The sequence below is a fragment of the Bacillus sp. F2HM genome (assembly GCF_019266135.1).
GTDB classification, from domain to species: domain Bacteria; phylum Bacillota; class Bacilli; order Bacillales; family Bacillaceae; genus Bacillus; species Bacillus safensis.
The window spans coordinates 72,161-91,679 of record NZ_LRMO01000001.1 but is presented as its reverse complement, the minus strand read 5'-3'; the positions used below and the strand labels follow the sequence as shown (position 1 = coordinate 91,679).

The following is a 19,519-nucleotide window of genomic DNA, read 5'->3' as shown; positions in this document are numbered from 1 at the left end:
TCTGTACAAAAGTAAAAAAGGGAGGTTTTTATTGATGAAAAAAAACATCGTATTAACCATTTTGGCTAGTCTTGTCCTGCTTCTTTCTTCACCAGCTCATGCTGTAACAAAACAGGAGCCGCCTGCGCATGTGGTGATATTACTCGATTTAAGCGGGAGCATGGCACAATCAGTTGAAGGTGAAAAGAAAATCGATATCGCCAAAAGGTCTATTCAAAGCTTCGCGAGCATTTTATCAGAAGATACACAAGTTCTGCTTCGTGTGTTTGGTCATGAAGGAACCAATAAGAATGCAGGGAAAGCTGTTTCTTGTTCAAGTTCTGAAGCCGTTTACGGATTTGGATCATATGAGCCATCAACATTTCAGCAAGCACTGAATGTGTATAAGCCAACTGGCTGGACACCGCTTGCAAAAGCATTAACAGATACAAAACAAGATTTTGAAGATCACCAGGCTGAAGGGAAAAATATTGTGTATGTGGTCAGTGATGGTGAAGAAACTTGTGGTGGAAGCCCTTCACAAGCAGCAAAGGAATTACATGAAGATGGAATTGATACAATCGTCAATATCATTGGCTTCGATGTGAATGAAAAGGAAGCAAAAAGTCTTAAATCTGTTGCAAAAGCGGGTGGAGGACAATATCAACCGGCTGCAAATGCCGAAGAATTGAACCGTATTCTTCAACAGGAAGCGAGCGCTTTTGGTCGGTAGAGAGTGAATGGCAGCTGGGGAAAGCAACCCCAGCTGTTTTTAAGTTGACGATTAATTCAAAGTCGTTTCTAATTCATCAATTCGTTTCTCCACGTAATGCTGATCCTTTCTTGCATGGAAGGTTTCGGCTTTTTCTAATATGGCAGCCGTATTATACTCGGGAATCTGTGAGTAGCTCTCATACACACCTTTAGGAATTAAAACGTTCCCTTCCGGCCAATAAACTGCGATATTGCCGCGTCTCAACTCTCCGAATTGAGCCACTCCTTGATAGGATCCATATTGATTAAAGAGAACAACTGGATCACCTTCTTGGACGTAAAGTTCTTTTGCATCTTCTTCATTCATTAGGATAGAATGACGTTTTCCACCATTAAAGGCATCCTTTTCACTGTAGATCATCGAGTTGAATTGCTTTCCTCTTCTTGTCGTGATATTGAAATGTCCTTCGGTTTTTCGATATTGAGGCAGCTGGGCAGGAAGAAGATGTCCCTTGCCGTCTGGTGTTGGACACACGCCATCTTCACAAAGCCATGCGCCTCCCCATTGAAAAACGTCTCCCTTGTGACGTAAATGCTGGATGCCATCATAATTTCGGTTGGCGACCGCAATCTCACGACGAATGTCTTCAGCTGTTTCAAAATGTATCAGCTCGGCATCTTCTGGCCGGACTCTTTTCGCAAGATCAACATAAATGTCCCATTCCGCTCTGGCTTCCTCAATACGAGGTCCTTCAATTTCTGGACTGAAATATACCATGCGTTCCGTACTGGTTGATGTGCCGCCGCCTGGTTGTTCATACCTTGTCATAGCAGGCAGCACAATCACCGCTTCTTCAGCGTCTACCAGCGTAGAGGTATTCAAAATGATATCTTGGTGAACACGGAGTTCAAGTTCAGATAATGCTTTTTCGATCGCTTCCGGATTTGGCATCGTTTCTAAAAAGTTTCCGCCACTCGTAAACAGCATTTTGAGTTTTTGTGGATGGTCTTTTGGGAGAGCCATCTTCTCAAAGGATTGCCCAATGGTGTCACCATGCCATTTAGGAATGTCAAACCCCCATATACGTTCGATTCTTTCAATATTCTCTTCATCAAAATCACTACCCGGCAAAACGAATGGATCAGCACCCATTTCACCAGAACCTTGGACGCCGCTATGCCCCCGAATTGGCATGACACCACAATGTTTTCTGCCGATAAATCCGCGCAGCATGGCAAGGTTGGCAACCTGTGATATATTATCAGTTGCAAAGCGGTGCTGAGTAAGGCCCATACTCCAAATAAAAACGCCTGAATTAGCATTGGCAAGCAGTGTCGCAAATTCCTTCATTCTTTCTTTTGATAAACCTGATGATGCTTCTAGGTCCTCCCACTTCAATTGTGCGACATGCTGCTTTAAATCCTGTATGCCTGTTGTATGTTTTTGAATAAATTCGTGATCAAGAGCCGAATGGGGAGCATGCTGCTCCATGTCAAACCAATGCTTGATGACGCCGTTCATAAACGCAATATCTCCGCCTATATTGACTTGGTAAAAATCATCTGCAATTTTTGTACCGAATAGAGCACTCTCTGGAATAGAAGGAACCCAATACTTTTCCATAGCAGGCTCTTTATACGGATTGATGACGATAATTTTTGTTCCCTTCTTTTTAGCAGCGTACATATATTTAGTAGAAACAGGCTGATTGTTTGCTGCGACAGATCCCCAAAAAATTAATACATCCGTTCCAATCCAATCACTGTAATTACAGCTGGAAGCACCGATGCCAAGGGACCGTTTAAGAGCGGTTTTACTTGGTGAATGGCAAATGCGAGAAGCATTATCAATATGATTCGTCCCTATAAATCGAGCAGCCTTTGCAGCCGTATAATAAACTTCATTTGTAATTCCTCTGGCGGTTAAATAGAAAGCAAGCTGCCGTTTATCAATTGATTGGATTTTAGCTGCGATTTGATCTAGTGCATCATTCCAAGAAATACGTGTAAAGGCATTGTCACCTTTTTTTCGGATCAATGGATAAGGAATCCGTCCAAGCTTGCGAAGAGAGGTGCTGTCCATTTGCTTTAGCTGATGAATATCTTCAAACCATTTTGGATCAATAGCTGGCATTGTGTTAAGACGAAGCACATTTAGTCTTGTGGTGCATATATGAGGTCCTGCGAGCGTTTGATCATACAGTCCTGAGACGCCAAGGGCACAGCCGTCACAAACACCCTGCGTTAAAATACGGTACGCGTAGGGAAGGTTATCTTTGTTCTCCCATGCCACTTTCATCGTATCTCGAATGTGTTTCGGTTTCACTTTGCCAAGCCCCATTGGTACAAAAGAGGCCCATAGCTTTGGTGAGGGTTTTTTATTGAGTTTAACAGGCCCCTTATGTTTTGTTTTCCCCATGAGATCATCACCCTCCTATTACTTTGTAAAGCGTTTTCATATCTAAAAATTACCTTTAGATTGTGATTCTGTCAAATTCAAATTAAGATCGGGCTGAGACAGAGGAAGCAGCAGATAGGTTTTTTTCTCTTAGCTGCTGAATATCCTTTCGAATGAGAAGTGATATGATAAAAGCAATGAAAAATAAGCCAGAGAACACCATAAGGCTTTGTGTGTAATTACCTGTTATATCTCGGATGAAGGATGAAAATAGTGGTCCTGCTAATCCCGCAGCGGCCCAAGCAGTCAAAATATAACCATGTATGGCACCAAGCTGCTTTGTACCAAACAAATCCCCAATATAGGCTGGAATTGAAGCAAATCCTCCTCCATAGCACGTATAAATGATCGCCATCACGATTGAAAAGATGAGCGGTTCTTTTAAATAGGGGAGTAAAGGAAAAGCAATGAGCTGGATACTGAAAAAAATCGTATACGTATTCGGTCTTCCTATATAATCTGAGAACGATGCCCAGCCAATGCGTCCTAAACCATTAAAAGCACCTAAAATGCCCACAAGAGTAGCTGCAGCACCTGCAGTGAACCCAACACTTTCTTGAGCAAGAGGTGACGCTACTGAAATAATAGCGATTCCGCATGTGATATTAATAAAAAGCATAAGCCACAAATAATAAAAACGTCTTGTTTTGATCGCTTCATTTGCTGTAAGCTGTGATAAATCTTGAGGGATTTTTCTTTTCTTTGTTTTGAATACGTCAAATTGTTTGACGTCATCAGGTGTTGGTGGTGATAAATAAAGAGATGAGATCACCATGATGATAAAATAGGAGATTCCAAGAATATAAAAAGTATTTGCGATATTCACTTTTTCAATGAGATATTGAATAATTGGGCTGCAAATAAGAGAAGCAAACCCAAACCCCATAATGGCTAAGCCGGTTGCAAGACCTCTACGATCCGGAAACCATTTGACTAGAGTTGATACAGGTGCAATGTAGCCTACCCCTAAACCGATTCCAGCGAGTACACCATAAAATAAATAGAGGAGAGGCAGTGAGGACATGTGGACAGCGAATCCTGACCCAGTCATTCCGATGCCGAAGAAAATAGCTGAGAAGAGCCCCGATGCCCTTGGACCATACCTTTCAACGAAATGTCCCATAAAAGCAGCAGATAAACCTAAAAATAAAATAGCAATACTGAAGGTGAGACTTATTTCTGTTAATGACCACTGAAAGGCTTCATGTAAAGGATTCGTAAAAACACTCCAAGCATAAACAGACCCAATAGATAAATGAATTCCTACAGCACTTGCTGCAATGAGCCAGCGATTTTTCGATTTGTTCATTTTGTTCCCCCCCATATAAAGCAATCAAGAAGTTTGATAAGATAGAAATATGTTACATTTTTATGACTTTTTAAAATAATATCACAATTTGATTGGATCATATAACTAAATTTGCATTGAAAGGAAGATCATACAATGAATCCTTCTGTTAAAAAGAAACGAGTCATACACCAATACCGTGAAGGTCAGTTTACCTGCAAAACTGATGAAATTGTAGAAGAATATCCTTTAACTGTGATGGTGAATGGAGAAGAATTTGTGACACTTGTTTGTTCCCCAGAGCACCTGAAAGAATTGGTTATCGGCTTTTTGGCTTCAGAAGGGGTCATTCGATTTGAAAATGAGATTAAAAGGTTTACAATAGATGAAAGTATGGGTTTTGCCTATGTTGATTTAGTTCACTCAAGTGGATTTGATTCATCAGATTTTACAAAACGAGTGATTGGTTCATGCTGCGGAAAAGGAAGACACTTTTATTTCCTTCAAGATGTGAAGACGGCAAAAACAGCCATTGATCGAATCAGTATTTCTGCTGAAACCTGTATGCATCTCATGAAGAGTTTGCAAGAAGAAAGCCAATTATTTCAACATACTGGTGGAGTGCATAATGCTGGATTGTGTGACACAGAGAAGCTATTCATCACTAGAACTGATATAGGAAGACATAATGCTTTAGATAAAATTTATGGATATTGTTTACTTCAGCGAATTCCACTTAGAGATAAAATCCTTGTTTTTAGCGGCCGGATATCGTCAGAAGTTCTATTGAAGGCAGCAAAACTAGGAGTGTCTATCGTCATTTCAAAATCAGCACCTACTGAGCTAGCGCTTAAAATGGCAGAAGAACTAAATATTACAACAGTAGGATTCGTCAGAGGAAAATCCTTTAACATTTACACTCATCCTCAGCGTATTACAGAATAGGAGGCAAAGTATGGTCAGTATTTTAGATAAAAGACATCGACCATTGCGCGATTTAAGAATATCAGTAACTGATCGCTGTAACTTTAGATGTACGTACTGTATGCCTGCTGAAATTTTTGGACCGGATTATCCTTTCTTGAAAAAAGAAGAACTGCTTAGTTTCGAAGAGATTGAACGACTTGCTACCCTTTTTGTAAAGAACCTAGGTGTGGTAAAAATACGCATCACGGGCGGAGAACCTTTAATGCGAAAGGATCTGCCTGTCTTAATAGAAAAGCTCGCAAAAATTCCAGGGATTGAAGACATTGCGATGACAACCAATGGAACGCTTTTACCTTTATATGCTGATCAGTTGAAGAGAGCTGGTCTTAATAGAGTCACCATTAGTTTAGATTCATTAAATCCCGACCGTTTTAAGCAAATGAACGGAAGGCATATTTCTATCCAAAAAGTGTTTGATGGTATTGAGGCTGCAAAAAAGGCTGGACTTGCTATCAAGATTAATATGGTTGTTCAAAAAGGTGTGAATGATCAGGATGTCTTACCAATGGCAGCGTACTTCAAAAAAGAAGGACACGTTCTCAGATTTATTGAATTTATGGATGTCGGTAATACGAATAAATGGAATCTAGAACATGTCATGACAAAGAAAGAAATAATTGAATTAATTGATTCAACATATCCTATCAAACCAGAACCTCCTCAATATACAGGTGAAGTAGCCAAACGATTTTTTTACAAAGATGGTTCAGGAGAGATAGGCATTATTTCTTCCGTTTCAGATGCTTTTTGTGGAACATGTAACAGAGCAAGGCTGTCTGCACGGGGGGAATTATTTACATGTCTGTTTGCATCATCGGGTTTTGATCTGAAACAGATGATTCGTACGACAAAAGATAATGAAGAATTAACGAACAGGTTAAAGGAATTATGGTCGAATAGACATGACCAATATTCAGCCGAGAGAGAGCAGAAAAAAGATCAGAAAAAGGTTGAGATGTCATACATCGGTGGGTAATGACAATAAAGTATCATGATCATGTATTTTTTAAAAGAAGAGAAAATGTCATAATCGTGGTTGAAAATCCTTTTTTGAAAACAGGTCTTTTTATCTTATGAACTCAGTCACTATAAAAAACCAGCAGAATCTCTGCTGGTTTTTAAATTGCTATTTTGCACCTCAAAAAGATTGGAAAATAGATTTTCCCTCATTGTGTGCGGCTTTACTTTTACGAGTGCTGTGATAAGATCAAATCATTCTTTACCAGCTCGATTTTTTCACTCCAGGGATATGACCCTTATAGGCAAGCTCACGAAAAGCAATCCTAGACATTTTGAATTTTCGTAAATAACCTCTGGGACGGCCCGTTAATTCACAGCGGTTTTTTAAGCGGGTAGGGGAAGAGTCTCTAGGTAATTTTCGTAAAGCTTCATAGTCACCTTTTTCTTTTAATTCTTTCCTTAATTCTGCATATTTCAATACAAGCTGCTGTCGTTTTTTTTCTTTAGCAATCTTAGATTTCTTTGCCAATTAAAACCCTCCTGGCCTAATTTTGTATTTTCCATTGAAAGGGGTCCTCAAATGTAGTCCAATCTTGATCAAATTCCTCAGGTGTGAGCAAGCATTGATCAAGAGTACGAATAATTTCTGCTTTAGGCAAATCTACACCGATAAACACAAGTTTTGTATGGCGATCACCAAACTCTGCGTCCCACTCATCTAGAAGCTCTGGTTCCTGATTTAATATCCGTGCTTTTTCTTGTTCAGGCAAAGCAGCAATCCAGTATGCAATTGGTTCAATCGCAACAGATTTCCCAGCTTGTGAAATTAAAATGGTTAAATCATGATGTGTGGCAAGCCAAGTAAAACCTTTCGCACGAACGATCTGCTCAGGCATTTGATCTAACCAAGCATTCAGTCTGCCAGTATGAAAAGGGAGTCTTCTTTCGTAAACAAAAGATGAAATTTGGTATTCCTCTGTTTCCGGTGTATGCTGACCATGTCCTGCGTTGATTTCTTTGATCCACCCAGCAGAAGCACTTGATTTTTCAAAGTCGAATAAACCAGTATTCAAAATGTCATCTGGCTGTACTATACCTTTTGAGGTTTTGATGATAGATGCTTCTGGTTGTAGTTTGTTCAGCACATGCTCAAGTCGATCTAATTCAGAGGGAGATATTAGATCACATTTATTGATAATAAGCACGTCACAAAATTCGATTTGATCAATGAGTAAATCGGAAATTTCTCGCTCGTCGTCATCGGAAACCGCTTCTTTACGATCTAATAAACTCTCTCCTGACTGGAAATCAGTCCAGAAACGATTTGCATCTACTACTGTGACCATCGTATCTAGACGGCAAAAGCGGGTCAAATCTATACCCATTTCTTCATCAATATAAGAAAACGTTTGAGCGACGGGAATTGGTTCACTAATTCCGGTTGATTCAATGACAATATAATCAATATTACCCGCTTTACAAAGGCGTTCTACTTCGATTAACAAGTCTTCTCTCAAAGTGCAGCAAATACAGCCGTTAGATAATTCAACGAGTTTCTCATCTGATCGAGAAAGCTCGCCGCCTTGTTTGACTAGTTCTGCATCAATATTAATTTCGCTCATGTCATTGACGATCACAGCCACTTTTAATCCTTTGCGGTTTTGAAGAACATGATTTAATATCGTTGTTTTTCCTGCTCCTAAAAAGCCGCTTAATACTGTAACAGGTATACGCTTATTCATTTGTTTTTGTCCTTTTGAAAACGATCATTTTGTTTTCCGCCTCGCTTAAAAAGTAATCATTACGATTTGTAATCTAAAAAATTTATTTTGTTTCTCTATGAAGGGTATATTTCTTTAATCGAGGAGAATATTTTTTTAACTCCAATCGGTCAGGATTCGTTCTTTTATTTTTTGTTGTGATGTAGTTTCTGTCACCTGTTTCAGTACAGGCCAACGTAATATTCACGCGCATAAGTAATAGGATCCTCCTTTAATTCGTAATAGTTACGATTTGTATTTTAAAATGATCAAGACTGAATGTCAAGCATAGGAGAATGATCCAAGTCAAATGATAAAAACAAAAGGGGTATCTAATGACTATTGATACCCCTCTCCATTAATAAAAGTCACCGAGTTCTTGTTCGTAATCACCTTCATACTGCTGGACATCATAAGGAATTTCTTGGAGGAAGGCTAACCCGCCTAGTATAAGTATCAAAACGATGGCAATGAATGAAAGAATAACTGCGGCAATACTTGAAATGGCAAACAATGTTTGCATTTTCATCATCTTAGCGTACTGTTCTAATAATTCTTCGTAAGAAGTATCTGGAGCCTGAATCAAGTGTTCAGCTGCTTTTACAGATTTTTGTACATGAATGCCCATCATAATGAGGAAGACGCCAAGGGCTGCAGGAAGAACAAGCCAAAAACCAATAAGAATAGCCAGACCGCCTGAAATATAGAGAAAGATACTACCAACCTTTCCCCACTTTACGATTGAATGAAGAGATTGAATGATTTTCTCAGTTTGTTGCAATGGTGTTCACTCCTTTATGTATTCACTCTTTATCATACTTGAGTAAGTTGTGCTTTAGGAAGAGTGAATGTTGATTGATTATATTGTTTCTCTCTTTACTACACTTTTTACAGCTGTGACTTGCGTCATAAAAAAAGCGTCTCTTTTTCAAGAAGACGCTCGTTTTATAATTCTTTTCCTAGGATATCTAAATCGTATCTGCTGCCGTCCATTTCTGCGATGCGTGGCAGGTGGCCCCATGTCTCAAAGCCGTGCTTTTTAAATAGTCGAATGCTGGCTTCGTTGTGCCCGAAAATAAAGGCAAGTAACGTTCGAATGCCTAATGAGGGTGCTAAATCAATGGCTTCTTGCAAGAAAAGTGATCCTAAGCCTTTTCCTCGATAGTCTTGGTTTAAATAGATACTCATTTCAACGGTCCCGTTGTATGCAGGCCTTCCATAAAACGTTTCAAAGCTGAGCCAGCCGTATATATTTCCATCCTCATCTGTTTTCACATAGAGAGGCCTTTTCTTGGAATGATTCAAAAACCATTGCCGGCGGTCCTCGACAGAAACTGGTTCTGTATCAGCGGTCACTTCTCTTGAAGCAATGGTTGAATTGTAGATATCAACGATGGCTTTGAGGTCATCTTCTGTTGCTATACGGTTGAAAGTTTTCACAATTAAGTCCCCCATCTTTTTTTCATTTATCATACATATTATTGATGCGATTGCGCAAAATAAAAAGAAAAATGATTTCGTGTGTATATATTTTTTGAAAAGTGTTCAGAATGTTGCTGAGGTGATGAAAAATGAGAGAGGAAGAAAAGAAACGTACTTCCAAAATCACAAAAGTTCAGCAATTTTTCCGTAAGCGCTGGGTATTCCCTGCTATTTACTTGGTCAGCGCAGCGGTCGTGTTAACAGCCGTTCTTTGGTATCAAGCTGTATCAAAAGATGTGAAAGACCAACTATCTGATGGAAATCAAACAGGGCAAGAACAGCGCGATGATGCCGTTGAAGTTGGAAAGCCAATTGAAAATGTCGCAATGCCGGTCCAGAATTCTGATAATGTTTCTGTCGTGAAAAAGTTCTATGAAGCAGATGCTGACCAAAAAGAAAAAGAAGCAGCACTTGTAAACTATAATAACACCTATACCTTGAGCAAAGGTATTGATCTTGCAGATAAAGATGGCAAAGTGTTTGATGTCACAGCTGCTCTTAGTGGAACAGTGGTTCAAGCGAAAAAAGATCCAGTTCTTGGTCACGTTGTTGAAATTGAACATGAAGATGGATTATCGACTGTTTATCAATCGTTGTCACAAGTGAGTGTCAAAGAAGGCGATGAAGTCAAGCAGAATGATGTCATTGGTGCTTCTGGTAAAAATCTATATGGTGCTGAAAGCGGCAACCATGTGCATTTTGAAATTCGTATGGAAGGTTTAGCGCTTAATCCGCTTAGCTTCATTGACAAGCCTGTTTCTACAATTGAAAAAGCAGCGCAAGAAGTGACGGAACAAGCAAAAGAACCTGCTCAGCCAAAGACTGAGGAAAAAACGAAGGAACCTGCTGCTGAAGATAAAGCCAAAGAGCCAGCTGGAGAAAAATCTGAAGAAAAGTCTGATGAGAAGGGGAAATCCTCTGATCAAGAAAAGTCTTCTGATTCCTCTAAAGACAGCAGTCAGTCAGAAGAAACAAAACAATCTTAATGTCTTACAAGGTCCTCTGTGTATATGAATATGCAGAGGTTTTTTTCTGCTTAAAAAGATCCTCCGCCACTCGGCGGAGGATAAACTATAGGGCGGCAGGTCCTTCTTCACCTGTCCGAATGTTGATTGTATTCGCTACCTCATATATAAAAATTTTCCCATCCCCTGGTTCGCCTGTACGAAGTACCTTTTGAGCTGTTTCAACGACCTGTTCGACAGGTACTTTGCTTAGGACGATTTCGATCTTTAATCGTTCGTACACGTTGCTTTCTTTTTTGACGCCGCGATATAGCTCTGTATGTCCCTTTTGTAAGCCGCAGCCGTGTACATTTGAAAAGGTAATCGAGGTGACACCAATCTTTCCAAGCTCCACCTTTAATGTTTCAAAATTAGCTGGACGTGTGACAATCTCCACTTTATACATTTTGCTCATAGAGACACCCCTTTTTCTTTAATCTTGATAAGCTTTTTCACCGTGCATGGTTAAATCAAGACCCACTGATTCTTCTTCTTCGGTTGCACGAATTTTGAAGAAGACATTGACCACTTTGATGATCACGTATGTCACAACGGCAACAAAAGCGTACGTGGCAACAATCGCGACCACTTGCTTCCAAAGTAAGCTGGGATCTCCGTAAAATAAGCCATTGGCTCCACCGTCATTGACAGAAGTTGTGGCGAAAAGTCCTGTTGCAATTCCTCCCCAAGTACCGCCAATTCCGTGAAGGCCGAATGCATCTAGTGCGTCATCGTAGCCAAATTTGGCTTTGAGTGAAAAGACTCCCCAGAAACAGACGATCCCGCCAATGATTCCTATTATAATAGAAGCAAACGGTGTAACAAAGCCTGCGGCAGGTGTAATGGCGACAAGACCTGCGATGGCTCCAGAGATCGCGCCGAGCATGGTCGGTTTTTTGTTGATCATCCACTCTACTAACAGCCAGCCGATGATTCCTGCAGCAGCAGCTGTATTGGTGTTAATAAAGGCAAACATGGCCACGCTGTCTAATGTAAGAGCACTACCCACGTTAAAACCAAACCAGCCAAACCAGATGACAGCTCCGCCAAGAAGGGTGTAGATCAAGTTATGCGGAGAAGAGCTTGCCGCTTCTTTGCGCTTCCCGAGCACAATCGCCACGACAAGACCCGCAACACCGGATGAGATGTGAACCACGTTTCCGCCTGCGAAGTCAAGCGCACCCATCTCGCCAATCCAACCGCCGCCCCATACCCAGTGTGCGACTGGAGCATATACAAATGTGACCCAAAGGAGTGTAAATACAACGACTGCTGAGTAGCGAATCCTTTCAGCAAAGGCCCCTGAGATGATGGCTGTTGTTAAGACGGCAAAGGTCATTTGAAACATCATGAACAATGAATGTGGAATGGTCTCACTATAGGAACCAGGCTCAAAGCCTACGCCTTTCAGGCCCACCCAGTCTAATCCTCCGATCCATGCATTACCTGGTGCAAAAGCTAAGGAATAACCGAATACGATCCATACGATTGAAACGATCGCTAGTGACGTTAAGCTGTGCATGGTTGTGCTTAACACGTTTTTACTTCTTACGAGCCCTCCGTAGAATAAAGCTAAACCCGGTGTCATTAACCACACGAGTAGTGCGCAGAAGAACATAAATACTGTATCACCCATTTGCATGCTGCATTCCCCCGAATCATTCAGAATTATTGTTTTCTTAATTCTTCATTATAGAGAGAAAAGTCATATATAACATATACATGTAAGTTTATCTGACATGGTTTTTTGGTTAAGATCAATATAAATGGATGAAAAGTTCGTAAAAAATGAGCAAAAACGTAAGTTAAGCACTAAAAATGAAGGGCGTTTGACCTATAAAATGGAGCTGAGAAACAGTTTTGTACGTTCCTCCCTAGGAGAATCAAACAATTCCGAAGGGATGCCTTCTTCGACGATGCGGCCTTCGTGCATGTAGACGACACGATTGGCAACTTCTTTCGCAAAGCCCATTTCATGTGTGACGATGACCATGGTCATGCCTTCTTTTGCGAGGCTTTTCATCGTTTGCAGCACCTCGCCTACAAGCTCTGGATCAAGGGCAGACGTAGGTTCGTCAAATAACATGACATCAGGCTTCATGGCGAGGGATCTGGCTATGGCTACACGCTGTTTTTGGCCGCCTGATAGTTTAGAAGGATATACGTTGGCTTTATCCGCAAGCCCGACTTTTTCTAGCAAGGCGCTGGCTTCAGCGATGGCTTGCGCTTTCTTTGTTTTTTTCACCATAACAGGCGCTTCGATGACATTTTCAAGCACAGTTTTGTGCGGGAAAAGATTAAAATGCTGAAACACCATCCCTATTTTTTGTCTCATTTCGTTTAATTGATCGCGCTTTGGATGAACAGGACTGCCATCAATGATAATGTCTCCATCATTTTTTATTTCTAAAAAGTTCATACAGCGGAGCAAGGTGCTTTTTCCAGAACCGCTTGCGCCAATTAAGACGACCACATCATTTTCATAAACGGTGAGATTGATATCTTTTAAAACATGAAGCTCTCCAAAATATTTATTGAGTTTTTCAACACGAATGATTTCCTTTGATTCTGTCATGCTTCTCCTCCTATTGGTCACTGGCTGATAGTTTCTTTTCAAAGGTTTGGACAGCGAATGTTAACAGCAGAACAAGAACTAAGTAATAGACGGCTACAACAAGTAAATACGTCATATTATCAAAACTGTTGGAGCCTTGCGTGGTGGCGACATTAAATAGTTCATTGACACTGATAAAGGCGGCGAGTGATGAGTCTTTTAAGCCGATAATGAACTGGTTGCCAAGAGGGGGAAGAGCACGCCGCATCGCTTGAGGGAGAATGATGCGTCTCATTGTTAAAAAACGACCCATGCCAAGAGATCGTCCTGCCTCTTTTTGCCCCTGATCGATGGATTGGATGGCGCCTCTGAATATTTCGGCTATATAGGCGCCATTATGAAAGGCAAGCGCAATGGAAGCAGCCCAGAAGTCGGGTATATTCAATTCTGTGAGGCCAAAATATAGGATGAAAATTTGAACAATAAGTGGTGTTCCGCGTACTAGAAAGATATAAGCATTGGCGATATAACCGAAAACGGCTATGCGGGATATTTTCAATAAAGCAAAGAAAAGCCCGATGAACATACCGATGAAGATGCTGATCACCGTCAGCTGTAAGGTGATCAGCATTCCTTCTAAGAAAATACCTCTTGAATCAATCAGTGTCTGAAAAAAGTGTGATAGGGTAGGCAAAACAATCATCTCCATTTGAAGAAAGTGCGCCTATAATAAGGGCGCACAATCGTGGTTTTAATCTTGTTTGACCGTGATGTCTTCATCAAAGTACTTTTCGCTAATTTGTTTTAATGTTCCGTCTTTTTTTAGTGCGTCAATCGCATCGTTGATCTCTTTTATGAGCTGTTCATTTTCTTTTGATACAGCAATTGCCTGCTCACTTTGTCCGAGTCTTTCCTGCGCTGTGATGTTCAATTTTTTCTTCATCGCTTCTGCACCTGTGGCGAAATCTGTTACGACTGCATCGTGTTTTCCGTTGGCCAGTGCTTCTAAGGCGACGACATCACTATCATAATATTTTGGTTCTTGCCCGCTATGTTCCTTAGCAATATCAGCGTAGGACGATCCTTTGGATACAGCAATTTCTTTGTCTTTTAAGTCATCAGCATGCTGAATGTCTGATCCGGGTCTTGTGAAAATTTGCGGACCAGAGTAGTAATAGGGCTTAGAAAAAAGGACGTGTTTTTTTCGTTCCTCATTGATGGTATGACTTGCAACTGCCGCATCAAATTTACCTGCTTTCACGCCTTCGACGATGCCTGCGAATTTATATTTTTTCTGTATAGGTTCGAGACCTAGTTTGTCACTAATCGCATTGCCTACGTCGATATCAAAGCCGGACATCTGATTTCCATCCATGTAACTAAACGGATGAAATTCACCTGATGCTGCAAAAATAAATTTTCCATCCTCCAAAATTGGCGACCCTTTCGCTGTAGAATTACGTTTATCTCCGTTCCCATTTGTTTCATTTGAACCACACGAAGACAGAAGTAATACTGCAACCGAGAAAAGGGCTGGGACCCAAAACCGTCTTTTTTTAATAATAAGCTTCTCCTCCTTTTCAGCCGTTCTCCATATAAGGAGAAAGTAGGCTTTTCAATATGTGTAGCATCTTACCATTTGTTCCTCATATTCTCAATTTTATATGTGTTATTCCAACAATCGTCCTTTTTAGAATGTATGTCTTGCTTTTCTAAGAGAGAACTTGAATTGATTAGGGTAAAAAAGGGAAATGAATCTCATAATAACGAAAGGGTTGCAAAAAGGAGGTCAGTGTATGAACAAGTGGAGAGACAATCGAAAAGTTTTTTTAACCGCTATTGCCTTTGGAACGATGTTGAATCCGCTGAATTCATCAATGATTTCTTTGGCCTTGCATCAAATACAGCATGAATTCGGTTTGTCGTTTACGACCGTATCTTGGCTTATCTCTTCTTTTTATTTAGCCAGTGCAGTAACACAGCCAGTGAGCGGCCGGATTGGGGATCATGTGATGAGCCGGAGAACCTTATTTTTATTCGGTCTGGTTCTTGTCGCACTCTCAGCCATTTGCGCACCGTTTGCCCCAACGTTTGCGGTGCTGATTGTGATCCGTTTGTTACAGGCGATTGGAAGCAGTGCCATTTATCCTTCTGGGGTCGGACTCATTCGGGATCATATTCAAGAAAGACAGGCTTCGGCGTTAGCGGTATTATCCATTTTTGCTTCAGCGATGACGGCGCTTGGACCGACGCTTGGCGGATTTCTGATGACCATTGGCGGCTGGCCGGCTATCTTCCTAGTGAATCTGCCGTTTATTTTGATTAGTTTCTTTCTCGGTCTATTGTTGTTTCCGAAGGAGCAGAAGAAGAGAAAGCTGCGCATAGGCGAAACTGTGCGAACACTCGATTTGCCAGGGATGCTTCTTTTTACCGTCTGCATTGTTCTCCTGCTTTCATTTTTATTATCACTGGGTGATGGCATTCAATATGTTCAAGGCATTCTTTGTCTCCTGAGTGCAGGCGCTTTTATCTGGTGGGAGTATCAGGTGGATGAACCGTTTATTCAAATACGGATGTTCAGAGAAGAGCAGCGGCTGTCACTTGTGTATGTGCAATTTATCATTTTAAATATCTTTTTCTATTGTCTCTTTTTTGGTTTGCCGAGTTATTTTCAGGATGAGTTAGGCTGGCGTGTGGAGATGACGGGTCTTTTTATGCTGTGTATGTCAGGGGTGAGCATTATTGTGTCGCCGCTGACAGGAAAGTGGGTGGATCGCGGGGATGAACGCCATCCAGTTTTAGCGAGTGCAGTATTGATGCTGGCTGGAGCGTCTGCCATGACTTTCTTTTTTATTCCTGCGCCATTATGGGGAAAAGGATTGGTTCTAGCGCTGCTCGGGCTCAGTTATGGGATTGGGAATGTTGCGCTTCAAGCTGCGATGCTCAAGGCAAGTCCTCAGCAAATGATTGGCACGTCCTCTGGACTTTTTCAAACATGCCGCTACCTTGGTTCTATTCTGTCGTCTGCTGTGCTTGGTATGCTGTTTGGGGATGAAATTGCTGGTGCTCATTTTGCGCAATTAGGCTGGACGTTGATCATCATTTCTCTTATTGGCATTGGCGTCAGTCTTTATTTTTCAAGTATGATTAGAGGGAGACAGCCAATAAAAAAAGCGGCGCGATAAGTGAGAGAAGAATCTTCATCACGTTATCGCAAGGCCGCTTAAGAGTTGGACAGGTCTGAGCCCTGATCCTTTGTCTTCCTTCTGAAAATTTTCCCTACAATTGTCTCGTAAAATGTTACGATGCGATCAATAGGAGAGTCAAAGAACTTCCATAATTTATTCATGATAAAGACAACCACAATCGATACGACCAAGCTGCCTAAAACATCAAATGGATAATGATGACCGACCCAGATGCGGGAGAATCCTGTAAGTAATCCAAAGACGAGCAAGATATTGCCGAGCTTTTTATTACGAGATCGAATGGCTAGTGAAAGAGCCAATGCACCTGTTGTATGGTCACTTGGGAAGGAAGCGTCTGCTGAGTGCGGGATGAGTGTGTCGACTTTATGCGCCACAAACGGCCGCTCTTCATAATGAAACAATGTAATGGCAAAGTTGACGATAAGTGCTGCAATGCCTGTTACACCGGAAAAGAAGACATGCTTCTTAAATTTGTGATTCCCTAAAAACCAGCAAATCAATAAGACAAGGGCGTACACAAGAATGGCCTTTTTCGTAATAAAGATCATGGCCTGATCTAAAAACTCAGAATGGTGAGCCATCCCGTGTATGACTTTAAACAATTCGTAATTCAAAACATCACCTATACTTTCGCTTAATGCTAACTATTTTTCAACAAAGCCTTTATGCTCTATTTGGAATATCCTATATTTTAGCATGTTTCCGGCGAAGTTTAAAATAGTACCCTTTTATTCTGAAAGGGAGATCTTTTGTGCTTTTGCTTCCTGGGGTTTTCGTTCGCTCCAATAAAAAACGCCCATACTCAGTAAGACCACAATACCCGCAATGAGGTACACATTTGAAAAGTCTGTGAAGCTGACAAGGAGTCCAAAGACAAATGAGCCGGCAGCAATACCTGTATCATACAGGGTGAAGAAAGTAGCCGTCGCATATCCCGTACGATGAGCTGGTGAGTGCTGAATCGCAAGTGTTTGTAAACATGGCACGAGCGATCCGTAGCCAAGTCCAATCACAGCGCCTGATAGAAGAAGCATTGTAGCGGAATGTGTCGCTGTCAGCATCCATAAACCAATGGCAAAAAGGGCAATCGAAGGATAGATCACAACGTGAGCTCCAACCCGGTCAAAAAGTCTGCCTGTAAATGGACGTGATCCAAGCATTGCAGCCGCAAATACAATAAAGAAATAACTGCTTGCACCCATCAAATGAAGTGAATTGGCATAAACTGAAATAAATGAAATAATCGGCGAATAACAGAAGGAAATAATAATGCCGACGGCCGCTGTTTTTAATGCGCCTTTTTCAAACAGATGCGAAAACGTGAATCGGAAGACAATGCTTCCACCGTTTTCAGGCTCTGGCTGTCTAATCAGCATCGTAAAAGCAGCTCCGATCGTCACGATAATGGAAAAGAGAAGAAATAAGGAATGAAATCCTATTTTTCCTACTTGATTCAGTGCGATAAACGGACCGATGACGACAGCGAGGTTCATAGACATCACAAAGTATCCGAGTCCTTCCCCGCGTTTATGTTTCGGGATCATATCAGCCGCAATGGCACTGGCAACTGTCGTCAAAATACTAAAAAAGATCCCTTGTACGAAACGCAGCACAAGGAGCGTTTGGAATTGATCAATCGGAATATATAAATAAGTGAGTAAGGCAAAGGCTGTAGAAGAGAAAATCGCCATCCGTTTTTTGCCGAATTTCTCAATAATGGCGCCAGAAAACGGTCTTGTCACAATAGCAGATAATAAGAAGACCGTCACAAGGAGACCTCCCTGTGATTCTGTTCCATTTAGTTCATCCATTGTGTAAATGGGCAGTAATGTCAAAAGGGCATAAAAAGAGGTGAACGTAAATAAATTCACCAGGACAATCATGATAAAATCTTTTGTCCATATGCGTTCGTTCATGATGTATGTCACTTCCTATTCAGTTGATAATTTGTGTAAAAGTGTATGGAGGAGTTGTTTTTCTTCGTAGGTAAAATCTGAAAGACATTCTTCTTCAAATTGTTCCATCGTGCGTTTGATTTCTTCAAATCGGGCTTTTGCATCATCTGTCATCACGATCAGATTCTCACGTTTGTCTTTGCCTTGTACACGTTTCACCCAGCCGTTTGCTTCTAAGCGGGTGACGGTTCTGGTGATGGTCGGTGCTTCGACGTTCAAATATGTCCAGATGTCTTTTTGGGTTTTTGGGCCGAATGTATCCAAACAAAAAAGCACAGTCCACTGGGACATGTACAAGTCATAAGCAGCAAGCGCTTCGTTCGCCTTTTTAGACAGCAGCCGTGCGCCTTGATGTATTTGATGTAAACACTCTCTATTTAACGTATCCATATGCTCACCTTTTTTAAATATTTAGCTAGGTAAATAAATTCACTTTTTCTATTTTACGTGCTGAACCCTTTCTTGTAAAGTAGAAATTTTCGCGCCCCGAAATGATTTTTTGTTTTGCCTTTTCTGATAAATCCCTTGTCCCATCTTCATTTTTAGCATATTCCCTATTCAATGCTAATACACTGTTACAAACCTGACAAAGAGAGTGTTTGAGGTGAGGGATCGTGTTTGGCATTTACTACCTAATGGATGAGAAATTACGACGAACAAGCGCCGCTGAAAATGGATAATCTTCATACGGATCTCATTTCACACTTCTCACATCCATTTTAGGGAGGTCGAGTGGTGTGCACGATTACATCAAAGAGCGAACAATCAAGATAGGAAAGTATATCGTGGAGACAAAGAAAACCGTTCGTGTTATTGCGAAAGAATTTGGAGTCTCTAAAAGTACTGTACACAAGGATCTAACAGAAAGACTGCCAGAAATTAATCCAGATCTGGCTAATGAAGTAAAGGAGATACTGGATTATCATAAATCAATCCGCCACTTGCGAGGGGGAGAAGCCACCAAGTTAAAGTATAAAAAAGAAGAAATTTTAGAAGGCGAGCCTGTGAAACAGTAAGCTTAGTTCTTTGTTCATAAACATGATATATATATCTTCCTCATATCGGTAGTTTCTAACCACAAATTTTGTAAAGACTTTTGTAAAGAAATATCTTTTTTTCTGCAAATTATGATAGAATATATAATTAGGGCAGAATGTGGTATTTGCTAT

The 19,519-nt window shown here is 40.9% G+C and carries 21 protein-coding genes; 6 read left to right on the top strand and 15 right to left on the bottom strand.

Annotation, left to right across the window (positions count from 1 at the left end):
- The first annotated feature begins 34 nt into the window (after positions 1–34).
- Complete coding sequence (locus tag AWT60_RS00425; RefSeq protein WP_075621585.1) at positions 35–712, top strand: VWA domain-containing protein; 678 nt, start codon at positions 35–37, stop codon at positions 710–712.
- A 51-nt stretch (positions 713–763) separates the two neighbouring features.
- Here AWT60_RS00425 and AWT60_RS00420 read toward each other — a convergent pair whose 3' ends face one another.
- Both AWT60_RS00420 and AWT60_RS00415 read right to left on the bottom strand, forming a co-directional pair.
- On the bottom strand, positions 764–3,112 hold the full coding sequence (locus tag AWT60_RS00420) for an FdhF/YdeP family oxidoreductase (protein ID WP_218676723.1): 2,349 nt from the start codon (positions 3,110–3,112) through the stop codon (positions 764–766).
- A gap of 82 nt (positions 3,113–3,194) precedes the next feature.
- Positions 3,195–4,460, bottom strand: coding sequence for an L-lactate MFS transporter (locus tag AWT60_RS00415; RefSeq protein ID WP_024423718.1), 1,266 nt, complete (start codon positions 4,458–4,460; stop codon positions 3,195–3,197).
- Positions 4,461–4,595: 135 nt separating this feature from the next.
- Between AWT60_RS00415 and fdhD the strand changes: the two genes are divergently transcribed.
- Entirely contained in the window at positions 4,596–5,384 is a 789-nt protein-coding gene (fdhD, locus tag AWT60_RS00410) for a formate dehydrogenase accessory sulfurtransferase FdhD (RefSeq protein WP_041108141.1), read from the top strand.
- 10 nt (positions 5,385–5,394) lie between these two features.
- Complete coding sequence (gene moaA / locus AWT60_RS00405; RefSeq protein ID WP_218676722.1) at positions 5,395–6,402, top strand: GTP 3',8-cyclase MoaA; 1,008 nt, start codon at positions 5,395–5,397, stop codon at positions 6,400–6,402.
- Positions 6,403–6,645: 243 nt separating this feature from the next.
- Here the strand turns inward: moaA and rpsN are convergent, their stop codons facing one another.
- From rpsN to AWT60_RS00380, 5 genes are all read right to left on the bottom strand, one after another.
- Positions 6,646–6,915: a 30S ribosomal protein S14 gene (rpsN, locus tag AWT60_RS00400; RefSeq protein ID WP_025093900.1), complete on the bottom strand. Its 270-nt coding sequence runs from the start codon at positions 6,913–6,915 to the stop codon at positions 6,646–6,648.
- Between the two features lie 16 nt (positions 6,916–6,931).
- Positions 6,932–8,128, bottom strand: coding sequence for a GTP-binding protein (locus AWT60_RS00395; protein ID WP_076840236.1), 1,197 nt, complete (start codon positions 8,126–8,128; stop codon positions 6,932–6,934).
- 82 nt (positions 8,129–8,210) lie between these two features.
- Positions 8,211–8,360 (bottom strand): 50S ribosomal protein L33, encoded by a 150-nt coding sequence (rpmG, locus tag AWT60_RS00390; RefSeq protein ID WP_024423713.1) that lies wholly within the window; start codon positions 8,358–8,360, stop codon positions 8,211–8,213.
- Positions 8,361–8,504: 144 nt separating this feature from the next.
- Positions 8,505–8,927 (bottom strand): DUF5362 family protein, encoded by a 423-nt coding sequence (locus AWT60_RS00385; protein WP_024426331.1) that lies wholly within the window; start codon positions 8,925–8,927, stop codon positions 8,505–8,507.
- A 164-nt stretch (positions 8,928–9,091) separates the two neighbouring features.
- The gene (locus AWT60_RS00380) at positions 9,092–9,601 is read right to left on the bottom strand and encodes a GNAT family N-acetyltransferase (protein ID WP_076840234.1); all 510 of its coding nucleotides are present in this window, start codon (positions 9,599–9,601) and stop codon (positions 9,092–9,094) included.
- 116 nt (positions 9,602–9,717) lie between these two features.
- On the opposite strand from AWT60_RS00380, the gene spoIIQ reads away from it, so the two are divergent.
- On the top strand, positions 9,718–10,614 hold the full coding sequence (spoIIQ, locus tag AWT60_RS00375) for a stage II sporulation protein SpoIIQ (RefSeq protein ID WP_034281210.1): 897 nt from the start codon (positions 9,718–9,720) through the stop codon (positions 10,612–10,614).
- Between the two features lie 85 nt (positions 10,615–10,699).
- Here spoIIQ and AWT60_RS00370 read toward each other — a convergent pair whose 3' ends face one another.
- From AWT60_RS00370 to AWT60_RS00350, 5 genes are all read right to left on the bottom strand, one after another.
- A complete protein-coding gene (locus AWT60_RS00370) occupies positions 10,700–11,047 on the bottom strand; it encodes a P-II family nitrogen regulator (protein WP_024423704.1) in 348 nt (115 codons plus the stop codon).
- 18 nt (positions 11,048–11,065) lie between these two features.
- Positions 11,066–12,274 (bottom strand): ammonium transporter, encoded by a 1,209-nt coding sequence (locus tag AWT60_RS00365; RefSeq protein WP_024426325.1) that lies wholly within the window; start codon positions 12,272–12,274, stop codon positions 11,066–11,068.
- A gap of 192 nt (positions 12,275–12,466) precedes the next feature.
- Complete coding sequence (locus AWT60_RS00360) at positions 12,467–13,207, bottom strand: amino acid ABC transporter ATP-binding protein (RefSeq protein ID WP_218676721.1); 741 nt, start codon at positions 13,205–13,207, stop codon at positions 12,467–12,469.
- Between the two features lie 10 nt (positions 13,208–13,217).
- Positions 13,218–13,895: an amino acid ABC transporter permease gene (locus AWT60_RS00355; RefSeq protein WP_080652918.1), complete on the bottom strand. Its 678-nt coding sequence runs from the start codon at positions 13,893–13,895 to the stop codon at positions 13,218–13,220.
- A gap of 42 nt (positions 13,896–13,937) precedes the next feature.
- Entirely contained in the window at positions 13,938–14,783 is an 846-nt protein-coding gene (locus AWT60_RS00350; RefSeq protein ID WP_225315515.1) for a transporter substrate-binding domain-containing protein, read from the bottom strand.
- A 199-nt stretch (positions 14,784–14,982) separates the two neighbouring features.
- On the opposite strand from AWT60_RS00350, the gene AWT60_RS00345 reads away from it, so the two are divergent.
- On the top strand, positions 14,983–16,371 hold the full coding sequence (locus AWT60_RS00345; protein ID WP_076840229.1) for an MFS transporter: 1,389 nt from the start codon (positions 14,983–14,985) through the stop codon (positions 16,369–16,371).
- 38 nt (positions 16,372–16,409) lie between these two features.
- Here the strand turns inward: AWT60_RS00345 and AWT60_RS00340 are convergent, their stop codons facing one another.
- The 3 genes from AWT60_RS00340 to AWT60_RS00330 form a co-directional block, all read right to left on the bottom strand.
- The gene (locus AWT60_RS00340) at positions 16,410–17,009 is read right to left on the bottom strand and encodes an undecaprenyl-diphosphatase (RefSeq protein ID WP_024423699.1); all 600 of its coding nucleotides are present in this window, start codon (positions 17,007–17,009) and stop codon (positions 16,410–16,412) included.
- A gap of 114 nt (positions 17,010–17,123) precedes the next feature.
- A complete protein-coding gene (locus tag AWT60_RS00335) occupies positions 17,124–18,311 on the bottom strand; it encodes an MFS transporter (RefSeq protein ID WP_076840227.1) in 1,188 nt (395 codons plus the stop codon).
- 15 nt (positions 18,312–18,326) lie between these two features.
- The gene (locus tag AWT60_RS00330) at positions 18,327–18,740 is read right to left on the bottom strand and encodes a MarR family winged helix-turn-helix transcriptional regulator (RefSeq protein WP_024423697.1); all 414 of its coding nucleotides are present in this window, start codon (positions 18,738–18,740) and stop codon (positions 18,327–18,329) included.
- A 347-nt stretch (positions 18,741–19,087) separates the two neighbouring features.
- Here AWT60_RS00330 and spoIIID point away from each other — a divergent pair, with 347 nt between their 5' ends.
- Positions 19,088–19,366 carry a sporulation transcriptional regulator SpoIIID gene (gene spoIIID / locus AWT60_RS00325; protein WP_008343327.1) on the top strand — a complete coding sequence of 93 codons (279 nt, stop codon included), beginning with the start codon at positions 19,088–19,090 and terminating at the stop codon, positions 19,364–19,366.
- Positions 19,367–19,519 lie beyond the last annotated feature (153 nt).